General features: G+C 48.1%; 15 protein-coding genes and 2 pseudogenes. 3 read left to right on the forward strand and 14 right to left on the reverse strand.

What is annotated here, in order from left to right:
* Positions 1-4 precede the first annotated feature (4 nt).
* Positions 5-232: pseudogene (locus tag AC6ESP_RS09150) on the reverse strand (PepSY domain-containing protein); the annotation flags it as partial.
* Positions 233-278: 46 nt separating this feature from the next.
* Positions 279-686, reverse strand: a pseudogene (locus AC6ESP_RS09155) (response regulator transcription factor); the annotation flags it as partial.
* A 153-nt stretch (positions 687-839) separates the two neighbouring features.
* On the opposite strand from AC6ESP_RS09155, the gene AC6ESP_RS09160 reads away from it, so the two are divergent.
* Positions 840-1,133, forward strand: coding sequence for a DUF6509 family protein (locus tag AC6ESP_RS09160; RefSeq protein ID WP_497096410.1), 294 nt, complete (start codon positions 840-842; stop codon positions 1,131-1,133).
* Between the two features lie 150 nt (positions 1,134-1,283).
* On the opposite strand, the gene AC6ESP_RS09165 is transcribed toward AC6ESP_RS09160, so the two are convergent.
* The 11 genes from AC6ESP_RS09165 to AC6ESP_RS09215 form a co-directional block, all read right to left on the reverse strand.
* Positions 1,284-1,445: a hypothetical protein gene (locus AC6ESP_RS09165; protein ID WP_497096411.1), complete on the reverse strand. Its 162-nt coding sequence runs from the start codon at positions 1,443-1,445 to the stop codon at positions 1,284-1,286.
* 3 nt (positions 1,446-1,448) lie between these two features.
* On the reverse strand, positions 1,449-1,610 hold the full coding sequence (locus AC6ESP_RS09170; protein ID WP_497096412.1) for a hypothetical protein: 162 nt from the start codon (positions 1,608-1,610) through the stop codon (positions 1,449-1,451).
* Between the two features lie 41 nt (positions 1,611-1,651).
* The gene (locus AC6ESP_RS09175) at positions 1,652-2,065 is read right to left on the reverse strand and encodes a hypothetical protein (protein WP_497096413.1); all 414 of its coding nucleotides are present in this window, start codon (positions 2,063-2,065) and stop codon (positions 1,652-1,654) included.
* A 54-nt stretch (positions 2,066-2,119) separates the two neighbouring features.
* Complete coding sequence (locus AC6ESP_RS09180) at positions 2,120-3,649, reverse strand: response regulator (protein ID WP_497096414.1); 1,530 nt, start codon at positions 3,647-3,649, stop codon at positions 2,120-2,122.
* Between the two features lie 2 nt (positions 3,650-3,651).
* Entirely contained in the window at positions 3,652-5,559 is a 1,908-nt protein-coding gene (locus AC6ESP_RS09185) for a sensor histidine kinase (protein WP_497096415.1), read from the reverse strand.
* A 77-nt stretch (positions 5,560-5,636) separates the two neighbouring features.
* On the reverse strand, positions 5,637-7,328 hold the full coding sequence (locus AC6ESP_RS09190; protein WP_497096416.1) for a type 2 periplasmic-binding domain-containing protein: 1,692 nt from the start codon (positions 7,326-7,328) through the stop codon (positions 5,637-5,639).
* A 70-nt stretch (positions 7,329-7,398) separates the two neighbouring features.
* Positions 7,399-8,286, reverse strand: a complete 888-nt coding sequence (locus AC6ESP_RS09195; RefSeq protein WP_497096417.1) for a carbohydrate ABC transporter permease — start codon at positions 8,284-8,286, stop codon at positions 7,399-7,401.
* Between the two features lie 18 nt (positions 8,287-8,304).
* Positions 8,305-9,210, reverse strand: a complete 906-nt coding sequence (locus AC6ESP_RS09200) for an ABC transporter permease (protein WP_497096520.1) — start codon at positions 9,208-9,210, stop codon at positions 8,305-8,307.
* A 254-nt stretch (positions 9,211-9,464) separates the two neighbouring features.
* On the reverse strand, positions 9,465-10,196 hold the full coding sequence (locus AC6ESP_RS09205) for an HAD family hydrolase (protein WP_497096521.1): 732 nt from the start codon (positions 10,194-10,196) through the stop codon (positions 9,465-9,467).
* Between the two features lie 119 nt (positions 10,197-10,315).
* Positions 10,316-12,820 (reverse strand): septation ring formation regulator EzrA, encoded by a 2,505-nt coding sequence (locus AC6ESP_RS09210; protein WP_497096418.1) that lies wholly within the window; start codon positions 12,818-12,820, stop codon positions 10,316-10,318.
* Positions 12,821-13,476: 656 nt separating this feature from the next.
* Positions 13,477-13,599, reverse strand: coding sequence for a hypothetical protein (locus tag AC6ESP_RS09215; protein WP_497096419.1), 123 nt, complete (start codon positions 13,597-13,599; stop codon positions 13,477-13,479).
* Between the two features lie 151 nt (positions 13,600-13,750).
* On the opposite strand from AC6ESP_RS09215, the gene AC6ESP_RS09220 reads away from it, so the two are divergent.
* A complete protein-coding gene (locus tag AC6ESP_RS09220) occupies positions 13,751-14,752 on the forward strand; it encodes an ABC transporter substrate-binding protein (protein WP_497096420.1) in 1,002 nt (333 codons plus the stop codon).
* A 117-nt stretch (positions 14,753-14,869) separates the two neighbouring features.
* Complete coding sequence (locus AC6ESP_RS09225) at positions 14,870-16,525, forward strand: helix-turn-helix domain-containing protein (protein ID WP_497096421.1); 1,656 nt, start codon at positions 14,870-14,872, stop codon at positions 16,523-16,525.
* Positions 16,526-16,711: 186 nt separating this feature from the next.
* Here the strand turns inward: AC6ESP_RS09225 and AC6ESP_RS09230 are convergent, their stop codons facing one another.
* Positions 16,712-18,427, reverse strand: coding sequence for an ABC transporter ATP-binding protein (locus tag AC6ESP_RS09230; RefSeq protein WP_497096422.1), 1,716 nt, complete (start codon positions 18,425-18,427; stop codon positions 16,712-16,714).
* Between the last annotated feature and the right edge of the window lie 206 nt (positions 18,428-18,633).

Consider the following 18,633-nt stretch of genomic DNA (forward strand, 5'->3'; position numbering starts at 1 on the left):
TCTATTAGTCGTTATCATAGCGATCATCATCATCGTCATCGTTATCGTCGTCATCGTCGCCGTAAAAATCCTTATCTACGGAAATCACTTTCCCTGTGCTTGCTGCAATCTCAACTTCGGCTTTACCGCCTTCGATTGTCAAATCCACCTCATAGATAACTTGCCCGTCATCCCTATCCTTGTCTACCTTAATAACTGTACCATTCGTGTATTTAGCAGCGATAGTGCCTGCTTGCTCTTTGGATGTTACTTTATTAGCAGCAGTTGTTGTTGTATTGAGCTGTTAGCCATACCGAAGTCTCTTCCTCATTGGAGCGAACCACACGCTGTCTCAAAGCAGCCCTTACTCTAGCGAGCAGCTCCTCGATCTGGAATGGCTTCGTCATATAATCATTGGCTCCAAGATCCAATCCGGATACTTTATCCTCTACGGAGCTCTTGGCAGTCAACAGAATGACTGGCGTACTTGTATCGCTTGAACGAATTCGTCTTAGCAGCTCAATGCCGCTCATCCCGGGCAGCATCACGTCCAATAGGATAAGGTCAAATACTCCCTCACGATACAGCTCCAGCCCGGTCATGCCATTATCTGCGATGACGGGCCTATAGCCTTCGAGCTCCAGCTCAATCTCCAATACACGGGCGAACCTGCGCTCATCTTCTACAATCAATATGGATTCGCTCATCCTTGAACCCCCTTATGCCTGTCATAATCTTATTTCGTAATAGTAACACACCGTCCTGCTGCATTAAAAATATCCTTCGGGCGAACGAAGCTGTCCTTCCATGCCAGTTATCATATATAATGATGAAATGATCAATAAATAAAGGATGATGATATGTTAACTATCGGAGAATACAGCGTAGAGTTCGTGAAGGACCCTTTCGGTATATTAGAGGGCAAGCGTTATGAGTTTCTAATCGATATCGATCTCCCTGAGGACGATGAGCTCCATTCTGACAAAGGGCTGTACATACGAGTCGTATATAGTGTAGAAGCAGCGGGCAATCGCATCGTTAAGCATGAGATTATCGAGAAGGAAACCGATCTTCATCTCGATTTCGAGCTTGAGGATGAAGAGGAGCAGCTGGTGGCAGCTTTCTGCCTAGAGCATTATAACGAAGCGGAATAGCATAAACGAACAACGAGGCTGTCTCAAAAGTCACTATTAGTGACTAGAGACAGCCTCGTTTGTTCATTAGCTGGAACTTGCTATTGCACGGCCAATAGCGCAATCAGCTTCGCTGTTGGTGAACCTTGTTACTCTATTCCCACGCATTCGCTACCGCTCCAGAGCTTTAGAGTAACCATTTTCTCTAAACGCGCAGCTGCTTGCGCTATTACGGTAATTCACTGCGCTATCCACGCTCATCCATACGATTGCACGGCCAATAGCGAAATCAGCTTCGCTGTTGGTGAACCTTGTTGCTCTAATCTCATGCATCCGCTACCGCTCCAGAGCTTTAGAGTAACCCGTTTCTTTATTCGCGCAGCTGCTTGCGCTATTACGGTAATTCGCTGCGCTATCCACGCTCATCCATACGAATGCACGAACAATAGCGAAATCAGCTTCGCTGTTGGTGAACCTTGTTGCTCTAATCTCATGCATCCGCTCTCGCTGCGCTTAGCCTCGTTCTGCCTCGGTTTATTTTACAACGGAATCCGATAGGATGAATGCTCTTCAATAATATGCTCGCCGTTCTTGTATACCCACTTGAAGGAGAAGCGATCGCCTTGGTAGCCTGTTCGGGTACGGATATCTGGCAGAATAACCGACTCAAAGTTGTCCTTAATTGTCCGCTGCATCGTCTTCATTCGGTCTTCATTCGCGGCGCGTAGGCGTTCTGCCTCTTCTTCAGAGCCAGCTGTCTGCATGAAATAAGCGACCCCAAGCTCCACGTCACTCCAATCATCAGGCAGAGGATAACCCGAACCGAGGAATATCTCTTTCACTGTATCGTTCCAGTCCTTATATAAATCAATGGTAATATCGAACATACCGCTCCAGCCCCTTTCCATAATCAACGTTAGAATACACCATAATGACGGCTCTGGCAAAGCCAAAAAGGCCACCCCCTCCCACTTGCGAGAGGGCAGCAGCCTTATTCTCAAGAAACCTTATCTGCTTCGATATTCCATAGCCGATATACCTTCAAGCTCCTTGAATACCCGGATGAACTGCTTCACATTCTCGAACCCGACTTTCTCGCCTATCTCGTATACTCTGTCCTCCGTCTGCTCCAGCAGCTCCTTAGCCTTCTCGATGCGCACTTTCTTCAAGTAGCTGACGAAGCTCTGCCCTGTATACTCCTTGAACACTTGACTGAAGTAAGAGTAATTAAGCGATACATGATTGGATACGATAGCCATATTCAGTTCACGATTATAGTTCGCATGGATGTACTCGACAGCCTTCTTCATCTCCCGATGCTCGGCATGAACGGATCTAATGTTCCGGACAAAATCGTTCAGCACGAACAATAAATCCCTCACCTGATGAAAATAATCATGGATACTGGCAAAATGATAGATATTCCCTACCTTTTTGTAGAGACTAATAATGCCCACGGATTCTTCCCCATATTCGTGGAATACTTTATCGAATACCAGCTCATTCAACAGCCTGCTGATTCCTTCCATGTAAGAAATATCGGCATGCTCTGCCTGCTTGAGGTCCAGCACCTTGACGAGCAGCGCATTCATATCCTTCTCTCGATCCGTGCCTATCATATTCGATAGCTTGCGGATATCCTCTGCTGGGACCTGAACAGAAGCATTACGCACACGAATATCCTCGTATCGGATAATCGCAGCAGATGCATACGTCTGGAACAAGCTGTACTTCAACGCATGCTTCGCTTGCTTGTAGCTCTCGATAAGATCTGCCGTACTTCCTGTCAACTGACTCATCCCCATATAGAACGGGGAACTGCTCTGGTCCATAAGATGCTGCATCACCTGTTGAAAAAGCGATTCATGAGCGGTCAGAACGACCAGATGCCCGTCTTTATCCTCCAGATAAATCGCCTTATCCGCCATCTCCGGGCGGCTTAAATATTGGGTAGCCTTCACATTCTGGCTATCCTCTCCCGCGAATCGGAGCACTCCCGTATAATAAGCAGGCTCTAGACTCTCAAGCCCCGCACGGCTAACGCGTGCAGCGATCTCCTCTCTCGTGATGCTGCCGTGAACGAACATATAATTGAGCTCTGCTGCACGCAGCTCAGAACGATACTGCTCGGAAGCGCCCAGGCGGCCTGCCAGCTCCTCCTCCTGCGCCAGCTCCTGCTCCACTCGCCGCAGTGCGCTGTACATTTCTTCCCTCACGATAGGCTTAAGTAAATACTCTTTGACATTATGCTTAATCGCTGCCTTCGCGTATTGAAAATCATCATATCCGCTCAGAATAATAATAGCAGGGGTAATGCTGCTAGCTCTCGCCTGCTCAATGAAGGACAGGCCATCCCGATTGGGCATCCGAATATCGGTAATGACGATATCGACCCGATGAAGCTGAAGCAAGGCAAGTGCCTCGTCCCCGTCCACTGCGAATAGAATGCTATACTCATTCTGGAATTCTCGCTCAATGATCGCTTTAAGCCCGAGCCGAATGTTTCTCTCATCATCGACAATGAGTAATGTCCGCATCTCTACGATGCACCTCCGCTCAGTATCAAATAGGGGATTTGCATAATGACACAGGTATATTCCCCGGCCTTGCTCTCAACGCGAATGCCGTATTCCTTGCCGTAATACAATTCAATACGCTCCTGCACGTTGCGAAGCCCGATCCCACTGCCTTCCCCTCGCTCCTCCATCGCATAAGCTGCAAGATCCATGTTCTCAGCAGACAGGCTGCTCCTGCCGCTTCGCCTTATTTTATGGTTCAGCTCCTGCAGGCTGGTTTCCGGCATACCCGCCCCGTTATCCTTGATCGTGATAATCATCATACCCTCTTCTGCTTCTGCTGTAATGGAAATCGTCATATCGGCAGCTGTAGAGCCATGGAAGCCATGCTTCACCGCATTCTCAACAATCGGCTGAAGAGACATCTTGAGCAGCTCCTGCCCTTGCAGCAGTGTGGATATGTCCATCTTCAGCTGAATTTGATGCTCGAAGCGCACATTCATCAAGGCGATATAATTCGTAATATGGATAATCTCATCTCGCAGCCTGACATATTCGCTGGTCCATTTCAGATTGTAGCGCATTAGTCCGCCGAGCGATGTAAGCGCATCCGAGATGACGTACTGCTGCTCGATCTCCGCCAGCATTTTAATATTCTCCAGCGTGTTGTATAGAAAATGGGAATCGATCTGATTTTTGAGCGAACGAAGCTCCGTTTCCTTGCTAGCTGCTTTCTTATTGACTGCATCGGCAATAAGCTCATTGATTTTGCGCAGCATTTTACGAAAATGATGAGCAAGCTCGCCTACCTCAGCCCCGCCCCCAACCGGAATATGCAGCTGGAAGTTACCTTGGCGCACCTTTTTCATCGAATCAGTCAGCATATGAAGCTGCTTCAGAATCAAGGCGTTCAAGAAATAGGTGGCAACAGACAATAACACAATAAGAATCACATTCGCCATAATAATTTGATTGCGGGTATGATGCATATCGCGAAGCGCGCCTTCCAGCGCGACGATGTTGATCATATATGCATCGAGCGTTTCCATATAGCTGTAGATAGCGAGGAAGGGCTTGCTGCCCAGCTCGATGCGGAAGCTCTGCATGCCTACACCAGCGTGAAGCAGACTGAGCTTGCTGCGCAGATCCTCCTGTGTAATACCTGCATTCAGGAATAAGGCCTGATCCTCGTTGTAGAACAGCTGCCCTCTATTATCGGCAATAATGATCTGCGACTGTTCGTCGGCAGCGCTTCCAAATGTTTTAGGAAAAAACTTATTGAGCCGCATATCAATCTCCAGAATGCCTGCATGATTGCCTTGCGGGTACTCTATCTCACGCAGCAGCGCGATCTTAGGGAAGTTCTGGCTGCCATCCTCAACATGGTAGAAAAACAAGCTGCGGTCATGAGGTATGAATCTCCAGGTCTCCAATTCGTTCGAGCTCTTCACCGAATCGAACCAAGACTCGCTTGCTACTCTATCTTCCTGCCAAATAACCGGATACAGCTCATTGACCCGTTTATTGTCCGTGAACAGCCGGATATGCTCAATATTGGGATTGTTGTATTGCAGTCTTGTAATATCAGCGATCGCTTTCTGGCTGAAATCGATCAGCTCGCTCGTCTCTGGCTCCGTGCTCGTAACCAAATAATCCAGCACATCATTGTCCGAAATCGAGAGCTGCGCCGTCCTCTCCATCGTCTCAATATGATTGCTGACGTTCAGCCTTTCTATTTCAAGAGTATTCTCGCCTTTTTTCTGAATATCCTCAATATACATATCTGAGAATTGATTGAACAAATAGAGCGACACCAGAATACTCGGAATGAGCATAATGAGAACATAGGATAAGATCAGCCGCTTCTGCAGTGACCATTGCCCGTGTCGATACTGCAGCTTTTTGATGAGACCATTCAAGGTCATCTTCATACCATCACCCTTTTATACAGACAGAAACGGCCATACCGCCCCTCTTAGGGGCGGCGGCCAGTACCTTATTATAACGCCTATTTCAGAAATTCAGCTAACTTCTTCACGTTCTCCTCATATTTGGTCTGGCGGTAAGCCTGCAGCTTGTCGAAGCCTGCGGCTGCACGGTCTTTCACGTATGCCTCGAACGTTGTATCGAAGTCAGCATCCGTCTTGGAGAGCAGCAGCTTAGGCAGTGCTTTCCCCCACGTCTGGTCGATCTTCGTCTTGCTGATCCCCTCTGGCGAGGTGGCTGGCGGATCAAGCAGGTCGAACTGCGAATAGCTCTGCGTCTTCCCTTTTGTCCAATCCTCCAATTGCTTGAACGGCTCTACGCTTGGCGGCGTCCATTGCAGATTCATATTCGTATCCATCAGCATCCAGAAGGTATGAGAGGAGCCGTATTTCTTGTCGAATGCCGAGCGGTCCGTCTGGAGCAACGTCAGCACCTCTGGCTTGAACTGGTCTTTGCCGTCGATCGTGTCGTAGGAGACCCCTTTCTCACCTAGATACATATCCTTCTGGCCTTCCTCACTGATCAGGTAGCTCAAGAATTTGATCGCTCTGGCTTTGTCCTTCACATTCTTGGAAATGAGGGTCACTGTCCAGCCGGAAATCGATGGTCCTGCCAGCTTCGGCGCATCCAGCGCTGCATTCGATGGGCCATCAACCGCTATATAGACGGAGTTAGGGTCCTTGGCAAACAGCACATTCTGCTGAGCAGCCATATCAGAGCGTTGGAACAGCATCGCGAAATAACGGCCTTGCGCGATTTTCTCCTCCATTTGCGGACGTTTGTCGATGAAAATATCTTTGGACAGCAGTCCATCCTGATTCGCTTGGCGGAATACCTTCAGCCAGCTCACATACTCAGGGTCTGTGGCCCAGTCATAGAGCTTGCCGTCCTTCTCGCGAGGAATCGCCAGGAAATTGGACAGGTAGTCTTGCAGGGAAGAGTTGCCTGTATCCGTGAACTCATGAAGACCTAGCGGAATAAGCGGCTGGCCGTTCACATCCGGGAATTTCTCCTTCGCTGCCTTCAAGGCATTCAAGAAGCCCTCAGGTGTGCGCATATCTGGACTGCCAATCGCTTCATACATATCTTTGCGGACTAGGAAGGTCTGATTGGAGGTATAGTTGGTACCATATTTTTCGAAGTCCTTCGGCGATGAGGACGCGTTCGGATATCCATACAGATTGCCATCAGGCTGCGTATACCAGGAAACCTTAGCCGGATCGGCAACTTTGACGAAATAAGGATCGTATTCATCAGCCAGCTCATTAAGAGGAAGCACCAGCTTGCCCTCTACCATTTTTTTCACCGCGTCCTCATACCAGCCAAGTGTAATGAAATCAGGCAGCTTGCCGGATGCAATCATCGTGTTCAGCTTCTCATTCTCATTGCCCGCTGGCACGATAAAGTTGACGTTAACCCCCGTTTTTTTCGTAATATATTGAGAGGTTGGGTCCTCGCCCCACTTGTTAGGGAACCAAGAGAAGTTCAAATACCAATCGAAGGTAATCGGTGAAGTATCCCCCATCCAGCCTGGATCATCGGCCGATACTGGCTTAGCGGTTGCCGCGTCTGTATTCGTGCTGGCCTCTGGTGTCTTCTCGGCTGTTGTGCCTCCTCCGTTATTCGTGTTCCCACCTGAACAAGCGGCTAATAGGACGACAAGTGCAGTCATTAGGGAGAGCATCATTAATCTTGCAGACTTTCGTTTTTGCATGACATAACCCCTTTTCTCATTATCATTATATCAAGTCTTTGTTCCCGAAGACCGGCAACCATTAGTAGAATCAGCCTTTGATCGAGCCGATCATGAGACCTTTGACGAAATACTTCTGCAGGAACGGATAGACGAGTACGATTGGCAGCGTAGTTACGACCATCGTAGCCAGCTTGACGGATTGTGAGGTGACCGTCTTCGTCACACCCCCTGCTGCTTGCGCAACCATCTGGCTGGAGCTGCTCTGTGCCACAACTCGGTATAGGAATGTCTGGATCGGCTGCATATTCATATCATTGATATAGATCATCCCGGTGAAATAATCATTCCACTGATACACGCCATGGAATAAGGCAATCGTCGCGATAACAGGCAGCGATACAGGAATGATCACTCTAATAAAGATAGACAAGTCGTTAGCGCCATCAATCTTGGCAGCCTCCTCCAGCCCTTGCGGAATTTCACGGAAGAAGGAGAGGAAGATAATCAGATCGAAGAAGCTGAATAAGGCCGGAATAATATAGACGAGAAAGTTATCCAGCAGGCCCAGATCACGAATTAACAAGAAGTAAGGGATTAGTCCTCCTGCGAAAAACAACGTAATCGTGCCCATCAGCATGTATAGGCTGCGGCCAATCAGCTCTCTGCGGGAGAAGGCATAAGCCACCATTGCAGTAAAAATAACATGTGCAGCCGTTCCGACCAGCGTCTTCGCTACCGTGACACCCATAGCTGTCATAATGCCGGAGTTTTGGAATACCGCTCCGAAGTTGTCGAGGCTGAATATACGCGGCCACCAGTAAATCCCACCTCTCATTGCATCCTGCCCGTCATTAAACGCATTGATGAGCACATACCAGATCGGGTACAGCGTAAGGAAGCATATGACTAGCATAAGCACGGTGTTCATTCCGTCGAATGCGGCTTCTCCAAGGGTTCGTCGTTTCAGTGACAGCATGATAGCAGCCCTCTTTTCTCAGAATAATGAGGTTTGATTGATTTTCTTCGATACTCCATTGGCAATTAAGAGCAATATTAGAGCAATAACCGACTTGATCAGTCCGACCGCTGTCGCATAGGAGTATCTGGAGGAGACAAGCCCTGTCTGATACACATAAATATCTACAACGCTGCTGGCGCTCTCGTTTAGCGAGTTCTTCAGCACGAGGATCTGGTCAAAGTTGGAGTTCAACACACCGCTGACTGCAAGTATGAACAGAATCGTTATTGTACCGGCGATACCGGGAAGCGTTACATACCACATTTTTGCGAACCGTCCCGCTCCATCAATCGTTGCTGCTTCATATAAATCAGGAGACACGCCTGCCATCGCTGCCAAATAGATAATTGCTGACCAGCCGAGCTCCTTCCATATATCCGAAGTAATAATTATGGACCAGAAGTATTTAGGCTCTGCCAAGTAACTGATTGGCGCATCGATAAGCTGCAAGGCCATTAACAATTTATTGACGATACCTACATCGGAGAGCCATGTCGCCAGAATACCTCCGAGAATGACCCACGATAGAAAATGCGGCAAATACGATATCGTCTGAACTAGCTTCTTGAACCGCAGCGACTTGAGCTCATTGAGGAATAAGGCGAATAGAATCGGCAGCGGGAAGCCGATAGCCAGCTTGATCAAGCTCATTCCGAGCGTGTTCCATACGACACCAGGAAGCTGATCATCCTTCAGAAATTCCCTGAATTGATCGAATCCTACCCATGGCGCATCCGCAATCGATTGGATAATGCTGTACTCTTTGAAAGCAATAATGACCCCATACATCGGAATATAGTTGAAAATAATCATCCATGCTGCCCCAAGCAGAGCCATTGCTTGCAAATATCGCTGAGCAGCAAGTTTACGGACAAGCTTCATGGCTCTGTACTTGCGGCTTGTCTTGTCTAGGGTAAGCTCATGTCTGAGGTTCACCTTCATACATCAGACCTCCAAGTTCGACTATGATTGTAAGTGCTTTCACTTTGTGTCTTTATTGTAAGATGGCAGCTTGCATAAAAGTAGGCTCCATTTTTTATATTTGGTATCCATATTTCAGGCGACGCAAAAAAGCCCAACCACCTTGACATAAGTTGATTGGACTTCTAGTTATCGTTGCAGTCAGCTTAGCTTAGCTAAGACCGCAGTAAATCATTCAATTCAGCATAGCTCGCAGCCGTATGATGGGGAGTATGCTCCGACTCCGCAGAAGCGCCGCGATGATTGAACCAGATGATACGCCAGCCCGCTTCAAGCGCACCAATGACATCATTGCGCCATGAGTCCCCAATGTATACACATTGCTCAGGCAGTGTACCCGTCTGCTCATTAATATGATAGAACACTCGGACATCCGGCTTATCCCAGCCAACCTTGCCAGATACGAACTGCCGCTCTGGAGGAATCAGCTCGCCGAGCTCCATGGCACGGATTTTGTTCATCTGATGCCCTTCTGCTCCGTTGGTTAGGAGACCTACGATATAGCCCTCATGAACCAGCTTCTCCAGCAGCTCTCGTGCACCCTCGAACATGATAATGTCATATTGGCAGCCGATATAGGCATCCTGCATCTCCTGCGATTGCTCGGTCGTCAGGACAAAGCCGAATTCTCCGAGAGCCAGCTCGAAGCGGCGCCTTCTCATCGTCTCCGTAGAATCCCCTAGCTCCATAGCGCCTGCTCCACCCAGCTCAAGCGACAGCTTATCGCTATAATAACGCATACGGTGATAAGCATGCTCATAGGGGAAATCCGCAGGGGGTCCAGCTACGGCATCTACTGCTGTACGAAAAGGAATTAAATGATCATACAACGTATCGTCTACGTCAAAAAATACGGCTGTTATCTTGTTATCTATCTTCACTACTATTACCGCTCCTGTCTACTCATTCATTGTACGCCTAGTCTCCGTCCGCATGTATCATCCCGACTCCAGCGGAACGATACATGTCGGCAGGCAGGCAACCCAACTCTATCGCCTAAGTTCGTTTACCAATTCGAGCCGCCAGAGGAGTTGCCATTCGAATTGCCGCCCCCGCCTGAGGAATGTCCTCCGCCTCCGCCGGAGCCGAATCCTGAGCCTCCCGAGGATTGATTGCGTCGGTTCATCTCTTCCATTCTCTCGGCAGCCTCCGCCGCCTGATATTCCCGGTTCATCTGATCAACGATCTGATTGAGCCCAGACATCTCGCTAATGGCTTGCGCATACATCCCAGCGGCAATCATCTGCTCGGCTTGCTTGCTCATAGAGCCAAAGCTGCTATTGTAGGCGCCGCGGTTAATCTTGGAGCCGGCGCGCTGATACACCTTCTCATACATCGCTTGTGCTTCACGCATCCGGCGCTCTGCTTCTCTTTTCTCCTCCACCTTACGGTTCACTTGCCCTTGCAGCGCATTCACATCGCTCTCGAACTGGCGGAGCTCCGCTTCGATCTGATCCATATGATAAGGAGCGGCTGCAAGATAACCGAAAAGCTTGCGATAAGCTTCATTAATGACCGAGAAGGACTGCTGCCAGCCTGAATTCTCTGGAAGTCTTTCTCTGCGGATCAGCGCCTGAATACCGTCGAACTGGTTCCATAGGCTGCCGACCTGCTGCTTAGCCCTGCCAAGTCGCTCCTCCAGCTCGCGGAACATACGGCTGCAATCCGTTACGACCGCATCTGCCGCCAAATATCGGGTCAGCCATGCATTAATCCGTTCTCTCGCGTAATCGTATTCTTGATGGTCATCGTTGGTCAACCGCTTAAGCTCCGGAAGCTGCTCCGCTGCCTCCCTCACGTCGGACTTCATCTGGTCGAATCGCTGCTGCAGCTCGGCCCAATGATGCTCCGCATAATGAGTGCGAATAAAGGGGAATTGTTCTTCAATGACTGCTGTATCCGTTCGATAGAGTGCCAGCTTCGATTCTAGATAAGTAATATCCTTGCTGTTCTGCAGCTTCAGCTCGGCTTGCCGCTTCGCCGTGGCTACTGCATCACGCAGCATTCCGTCTATCTTCTCACCAAGACTGATAACCTCATGCATAACACCTTCCTGCAGCTTGCTATTAAGCTCTTCCATCACTACCTGAGCCTTATCAATCGAAGCATAGGGATTAAGCCTCATGATCGCTTTGTGGATGTGATTCTCTTCTGTAATGCGATCAATCTCTGCTCTATGCTGTCCAGCAACTGTAGGGAAGGAACGGTATTTCGCAAGATAGTCGTCAATGGCTGTCACATGTGATTCCAGGACGCCACTATCCTCCCATGCTTCCCTGGCTTGCTTGTCTCCCTCAATCGGGTCGAATACTTCAAGCTTATCAGCCTCTGCCAGCTTAAGATCGAGACGATTAAGCTCCTTATATAGATGAGTGAATGGAAAACCTAGATGTTTATTGCGTTCATCCGTCTCATTTCTGAGTGTACGAAGACGCTGATGCAGCTCATCTGTCGTTTTGCGAACATTTCTATCCGCATCCATCATTCGTCTAATCTCGCCTCTAAGCGCTTCAAGTGTCGTCTCGCACTTATCAAGCTCCGACCTGAGAGTTGCATATTGTGCATTCAACTTACTGAAATGAAGGACAAATACCGCCTCCGACTCCGCCTTGCTGCGCAATTGATCCAAGCTGACGAGCAGCTGTGACAGGCTCTGGTCCACGTTATCCACCAGTTGCTCCGTCGCGCCCATGACTAAGCCGATATAAGGCTTCAGCTCACTATTCGTCCGTTCCACCTCTACCATCAGCTCAGCTATTCTTGCCCGCTGCTTCTCAAGCTTCCGTTTCTTCTGCCAGGCGACAGCAGCTAGAAAGATTAGACCTATAATGAGAAGACCCGCAATTACAGCGAGCAGCGTTGACGTATCCATGGCAGCAGATTGCTGCGCCTGATTAGTAACCGATGGAACTGGCTTCGTTGTATAATTCGGCTGCGGATTCTGGGAACCCGAGCCTGCTGATCCAGAGCCTGTTGCTCCAGCGGTAGGTGCCGATGTAGGTGCCGATTGCTGCACATCAAGTCCGTCAACAGCTTGCATCAGCTCCAAGGAGGCTAGAGCGAAATCCCCTGCCTTCGCCTGAGGAATGAAGTGTGCATTTATAAGCTCTGTTAGTTTGGATTCCGAGGAATCCCCATTGCCATCATAATCCGCAGACAATCGATCAATCGCATCCTGTAGTGCAGCATTATTGAAATTCATTTCAATCCGCTTCTCATTATTCGCTATAACGAGCAGCACATCATTCGTCTCCAGCTTCCATGCCTCATATACTTTGGTCGCATATACAGCAGAATCCTCGCCATTCAGGCTATTAATTGTGAGTACATAATAATGAAACTTGCCTTCCTGTGCGGACTGCTCCAACTGCTCTAACGAGGTTTGTTCGAACATACCCGCTTGATCCAGCACGTAACCCTGCTTCTCAGGAACAGCTGCAGCAGACGCAGATGGAACCGTGCCAAGCATTATCAGTAGTGTCAACAGCATCATTGAGGCTATTCGCTTCAATTCAAAACCTCCCTATCTCCAAGTTGCCGATTTCTATTTTTACGTATGTTTACGATACCTCGTTCCTTAATGGAATGCAAAACAAATAGCCCGAATAGGGAACTACCTTCTCAATTTCCTCTGCAACCCCGTCCCATCATGTCACACTTCGTCCCGTCCCCGCATTAGAGAAATCACTTTCGCTATTGGCGAAGAAAATTTCTCTATATCCACCACACTCGCTCCATCCGCTGGGTTTTGAGTAACCAATTTCGCTCCTCGTGAACTTGATTTCGCTATTTAGGTAATGACTTTCCTTATTACCGATGCAAACCGGTAGCGTCTACGCATTAGAGAAATCACTTTCGCTATTGGCGAAGATAATTTCGCTATATCCACCGCACTCGCTCCATCCGCCGGGCTTTGAGTAACCATTTTCGCTCCTCGTGAACTTGCTTTCTTATATCGCCTTTAATTCCCCCGAAACACCCTGCGTCTCCACCAACTTCCTCCACTTACAAGAAAAAAGGAGCTTGTCCCTCAAGGTCTGCAACCTAGCGGAACAACTCCTTACCTATCTTAGAAAGCTAATACCATAGCGATAATGGCACTCTGCAGCATCACTCCCGACAGCTCGCTCGGGTACTCCTTCATCCTCACCTTAGGTTCAGGAATGTCTACTCTGCGAAGCAAATATACGCGGCATGCTCCCAAGCCTCAATCTTATTCCCCGCCTTATGACGTGCAATGACCTCGACAATCTGACTGCCGATTGTGAACACCGGATCGAACGCTGCCATCGGCTCTTGGGATGCCTTCTATTTTTGCACAAAAAAAATGTCTCCCATTTCTTTTTGTCCATTGTAGGCAGAAAGACTATCCTTTATTATAGGAAAAGTCGATAATGATTCTCATTATCTGAACAAGAAAACAGTTGGAGGAAAGAACAAAATGATACAAAAACGTAAACTCTCTCTTGTTGTATGTATGATTGCTCTAATGGGGACTCTCTTAATGGCTTGCGGAGGCAATACAAACAATAACTCTGCCGCTGCTGCTAACACATCGAATGCGACTAGCGCGCCTGCCGCAGAAACAACTGCTACCGAAGCGCCAGCAGCAGCAACACGCGCATATACAGACTACATGGGGCATGAGACCGAAATTCCGACTGCTCCCAAACGTATTGTTTTTCACGGTGAAACGCTAGGGGATCTTGTTGCTCTAGGTGTAGACGTCGTAGGAACAGATATGGAATCGGCCAACGGAATGATTTTCCAAGATAAATTAAGCAGCGTTACCGATGTTGGATTCCCAATTGACCTGGAGAAAACATTGGATCTTAGCCCAGATCTTATCTTCCTTGCCAACACGGACGAAACCTTGTATGAATCTGTGTCCAAGATTGCTCCTACCATTAACTTCGACACATTCGCACCAATTGAAGAGCGTATGCTGCTTCTAGGCGACATACTGGGTAAGAAGCAAGAGGCTGAGGCTTGGCTGGCCAATTATAATACTCAAGTAGCAGCGATGTGGGAAGAGATCAAAGCTTCGGGAATGAAAGAAGGGGAAACAGCTTCCGTCATTACCTATTATCCAGGTGATCGACTGTTCATTATGGCTACCGCTGGATTGCCTCAATTCCTCTATCACGAGGACGGCTTCAAAACGCCTGACAGCATCCAGAAAGTCATCGATGAAGGAACTGGCTTCGTTGAAATTTCAAAAGAAGTGCTGCCGGACTTCGCTGGCGACCGAATCTTCATTCTTAATCCTGTTGCGGAAGAAGCACAGAAATCGACAGAAGCTATGAAAGAAAGTGTTATTTGGAAGAACCTCACTACCGTTAAGAATGGATATGTCTATTCCATTGATATTCTCAAAGCTTCAAGTGATGCTAGCACGAGGGAATGGTTGATATCTGAGCTTCCTGCTATGCTGAAGAATTAGGACATTTCTACACTTGTAAAAGAAGCAATTCAATTTTCGGATTGAATTGCTTCTTTTTTTTATATACAATGACCAATAACTGATAATAATTCTCAATATCGAAGGAGGCTATTCATCATGCCTAGCCAAGAATCACTTCCTCTCCAATCTGTATTAATCCGATTGTCTACTATAGATTGCTTCAACTCCTCACAGGAATGGACGGGCAGCAGACCGAGCAGCGATGAGTATGCCCTATTCATTGTGCTTAATGGTCAAGGCAACGCGCTAATAGACAACAATGTGATCCTGCTCGCACAGGGCAAGAGCTTCCTGCTGGCTCCGGACACCTCTATGGAATGGCGGCAGACCGATAATGCGCTTGTCATGTTCAGAGCCGTATTTACCGTTATTCGTACAGATATTCCCGGTCAGTATCAGGCTTATGAGGGGAACCTGCTGCCTTGTCAGCCTGATGTCTCCATCTATCCTTTCTTCCGTTTGCTCCGCCTAGCAGAGGAACTATACGAGAATAGACACACCAGCAATGAAATGGAATGGTACTATGAGCAATCTCGCTTCCAAGAGCTTCTTGGGCTCATATTTGGCTATCATTTGCGCACGGATCGTATGAACAGCTCCAAGAAAGCTGTAGAGAACAGCATCCAATACATACAGAAGCATTATAATGAGAGCCTAACAGTGAAGCAGCTAGCAGAAGCAATTCCTATTGCTCCCGGACAGTACAGCTCAATCTTCCAAGCATTAACGGGGCAGAAGCCGCTTGATTATTTGACAGCTATTCGAATATCACGTGCCAAGGAGCTGCTGGATCATTCCAATGAGCCTCTTAGAACCATTGCTCATCAGGTTGGATTCAAGGATGAGTATTATTTCAACCGTCGCTTCAGCCAATCTACCGGCATAACGCCTAAGCAATACGCTCGGTTGAGCTTCCACAGAACCCGTGTCAAAGACTGGACAGGCCATGAGGTGGATATTCCGCTCTCTCCTAAGAGGATCATCTATTGCGGGGAGACATTGGGTGATTTGCTAACCCTCGGCGTCTCACCAGTAGGCTTCTACACGGAGGGGCTATCCGAGTCTATTCGAGAGAATCTGCAGATATCTAATGAGGCTATCAATCTCCCTATTGATGCTGAACAAACCTATATGCTGAATCCAGACTTGATCATATTTGCCAATGCTAACGAGAGTGAATACAAGCAAATTTCCAAGATTGCCCCAACCTTGACCTTTAATTCTTGGGGGCCGCTGGAGGAGCGCATGCTCATACTTGGAGAGTGGCTTGGGAAGAAACAGGAGGCACAGCGCTGGCTCACCGAGTATCAGCATAGAGAGAATCTGATGTGGCGGGAGCTTCACACCACCCTGAACCCTGGAGAAACGGCTACCGTCATTATTCATGATCGCGGGAAGCGTCTATTTGTAATGGGAGCAACCGGCCTCTCAGCCTCCATCTACCACCCACATGGCTTCCAGCCGGTGAAGACTATTCAAGCTCTACTCGATGCAGGGGACGGCTACAAAGAAATTTCGGCACAGCAATTGCCACAATATACAGGCGATCGGATATTCGTACTGCTGTCCTCGTATGAGGAATCCAGGGCAGCTACCATCGAATTAATGAATAGCTCTATCTGGTTGAGCTTGTCCGCCGTACGCAGCGGCAAGGTTCACCCTATTGAAGCATCCTTCTGGAATCATGGAGATGCATTCACCCGAGAGAGAATGCTCGAGGCTCTACCTAGATTGCTTAGACAAACCTCGTAAAGCAGACTTCTTTTTTCACTTGAGCTTCCAAACGGGAAAGGAGACGGACGATTGAAATAGTCATTCGGTAATAGAGGTGAACGCTAGCGCTTCCTAAGAATCATTCGTCTGCTCCGTAGTCATCCTACAAAAAGAAATGGCAGTGGAAGGTTAAACCTTCCACTGCCATTTCTTTTTGTACATCTGTTAGGCCCCGAACTGTGCCTGATGCAGACGATTGTAAGCACCCTTCGCAGCCAGCAGCTCATCATGACTGCCTTGCTCAGCAATACCATTATTAGCAACGACAACGATACGGTCAGCGTTCTTGATCGTTGCCAGTCGATGTGCGATAACGAGTGTCGTACGGCCTACAGACAGCTCTGCAAGCGCCTGCTGAATCGCTGCTTCCGTCTCTGTATCAAGCGCAGAGGTTGCTTCGTCCAGAATAAGAATAGGCGGGTTCTTCAGGAACATTCTGGCAATGGACAGCCGCTGCTTCTGTCCACCGGACAGCTTCACACCCCGCTCGCCGATTAGCGTATCAAGGCCTTCTGGCTGAGACAGAATAAGCTCCTCCAGCTGTGCTCGGCGCGCCGCTTCCCAGATCTGCTCCTCTGTCGCATCCAGCTTGCCGTAAGCAATATTGCTCCGGATCGTTCCATCGAATAGGAACACATCCTGCTGTACAATTCCGATCTGACTGCGAAGCGATGCAAGCTGCATATCTCTAATATCAATGCCGTCAATGCTGATCGAGCCCTCCTCGACTTCATAGAATCGTGGGAGAAGGCTGCAGACGGTACTTTTACCCGCACCAGAAGGTCCAACCAGCGCGATCGTCTCTCCTGCTCGAATAGATAGATCGACATTCTGCAGGACAGTCTCTCTATTCTCGTAGCCGAAGGATACATTACGGAAGCTGATATCGCCTTTTAGCCCATCAACCTTAAGCGCATTAGGCGCATCATCAATATCCGGCGCTGTCTCGAGCAGCTCCAAATATCTTCTGAAGCCTGCAATGCCTTTCGGATAAGTCTCGATGACCGAATTGATTTTTTGAATAGGCTCAAGAAATACATTAGACAACAGAACGAATGCCATAAATTCACCGAATGTCATTTGCTTCTGGATCACGAACCACGTTCCACAAGCTAATACGAACAGGGAAACAAATCTCATAAGAATATAGCTGATGGACGAGTTCCACGCCATGATGCGGTAAGCAATCAGCTTCGTCTGAAGGAAACGGCCATTATTTACTTCGAATTGAGCCATTTCATGCTTCTCATTGGAGAAAGCTTGAACGACGCGAATGCCGCTGACGTTATTCTCTACTCGGGCATTGTAATCAGCGATATCGGAGAACATCCGCTTGAAAGCTCTGGACATCTTTTTGCTGAAATACAAGGACAGGTAGATCATGAGCGGTATGATGATGAACGTGAGCACGGCAAGCTTCCAATTGATGGATAACATCAATCCAAAAGCACCTAAAAGCGTCATAATGGCGATGAACAAATCCTCTGGGCCATGATGCGCAATTTCCCCGATGTCCATCAGATCATTGGTCATTCGAGATACCAGATGTCCGGTTTTGTTATTGTCGAAGAAACGGAATGATAGCTTCTGCACATGGTTGAACAGACGGCTCCGCATATCAGCTTCGATCTTAATACCGAGCATATGGCCCCAATACGTAACGACATAATGCAGACAGGCACTAATGAAATAGATACCAATCAATCCAACACAGGCCCATACAATCCACTTCCAATTGCCTGTAGGCAGCAGATCATCCACGACTTGATTAATCGCCAGCGGGAAAATAAGTTCAAGCAGAGCGGCGATAATTGCACAGGTGAAATCCAAAATAAACAATCCTTTATAAGGACGGTAATACTCAAAAAAGCGGCGCAGCATAACGGTATTCCTCTCTTTCGATGTAACAGCAGATTTGGTCAGCGGACAGAGGCGCTAAGCTCCCCGGCACTATTGATATTAATTCTCATTGACGCAAATTGTATTATAAATGAATTAACATCCTGCTGGCAATGGACAAATAAGATGTTTTTTTTGTACAAAACGTAGTCCATTCAAGCCGCATAGGAAGACAAGCAAGCATGCAT

It is taken from the genome of Paenibacillus xinjiangensis (genome assembly GCF_059686975.1).

Excerpts from the sequence above, each read along its gene's own strand:
- AC6ESP_RS09165 (WP_497096411.1), bottom strand. The coding sequence starts at position 1,445 with ATGCATGAGATTAGAGCAACAAGGTTCACCAACAGCGAAGCTGATTTC.
- AC6ESP_RS09190 (WP_497096416.1), bottom strand. The coding sequence starts at position 7,328 with ATGCAAAAACGAAAGTCTGCAAGATTAATGATGCTCTCCCTAATGACT.
- AC6ESP_RS09180 (WP_497096414.1), bottom strand. The coding sequence starts at position 3,649 with ATGCGGACATTACTCATTGTCGATGATGAGAGAAACATTCGGCTCGGG.
- AC6ESP_RS09215 (WP_497096419.1), bottom strand. The coding sequence starts at position 13,599 with ATGGCAGCGTTCGATCCGGTGTTCACAATCGGCAGTCAGATTGTCGAG.
- AC6ESP_RS09230 (WP_497096422.1), bottom strand. The coding sequence starts at position 18,427 with ATGCTGCGCCGCTTTTTTGAGTATTACCGTCCTTATAAAGGATTGTTT.
- AC6ESP_RS09185 (WP_497096415.1), bottom strand. The coding sequence starts at position 5,559 with ATGAAGATGACCTTGAATGGTCTCATCAAAAAGCTGCAGTATCGACAC.
- AC6ESP_RS09200 (WP_497096520.1), bottom strand. The coding sequence starts at position 9,210 with ATGAAGCTTGTCCGTAAACTTGCTGCTCAGCGATATTTGCAAGCAATG.
- AC6ESP_RS09195 (WP_497096417.1), bottom strand. The coding sequence starts at position 8,286 with ATGCTGTCACTGAAACGACGAACCCTTGGAGAAGCCGCATTCGACGGA.
- AC6ESP_RS09170 (WP_497096412.1), bottom strand. The coding sequence starts at position 1,610 with ATGCATGAGATTAGAGCAACAAGGTTCACCAACAGCGAAGCTGATTTC.
- AC6ESP_RS09220 (WP_497096420.1), top strand. The coding sequence starts at position 13,751 with ATGATACAAAAACGTAAACTCTCTCTTGTTGTATGTATGATTGCTCTA.
- AC6ESP_RS09160 (WP_497096410.1), top strand. The coding sequence starts at position 840 with ATGTTAACTATCGGAGAATACAGCGTAGAGTTCGTGAAGGACCCTTTC.
- AC6ESP_RS09225 (WP_497096421.1), top strand. The coding sequence starts at position 14,870 with ATGCCTAGCCAAGAATCACTTCCTCTCCAATCTGTATTAATCCGATTG.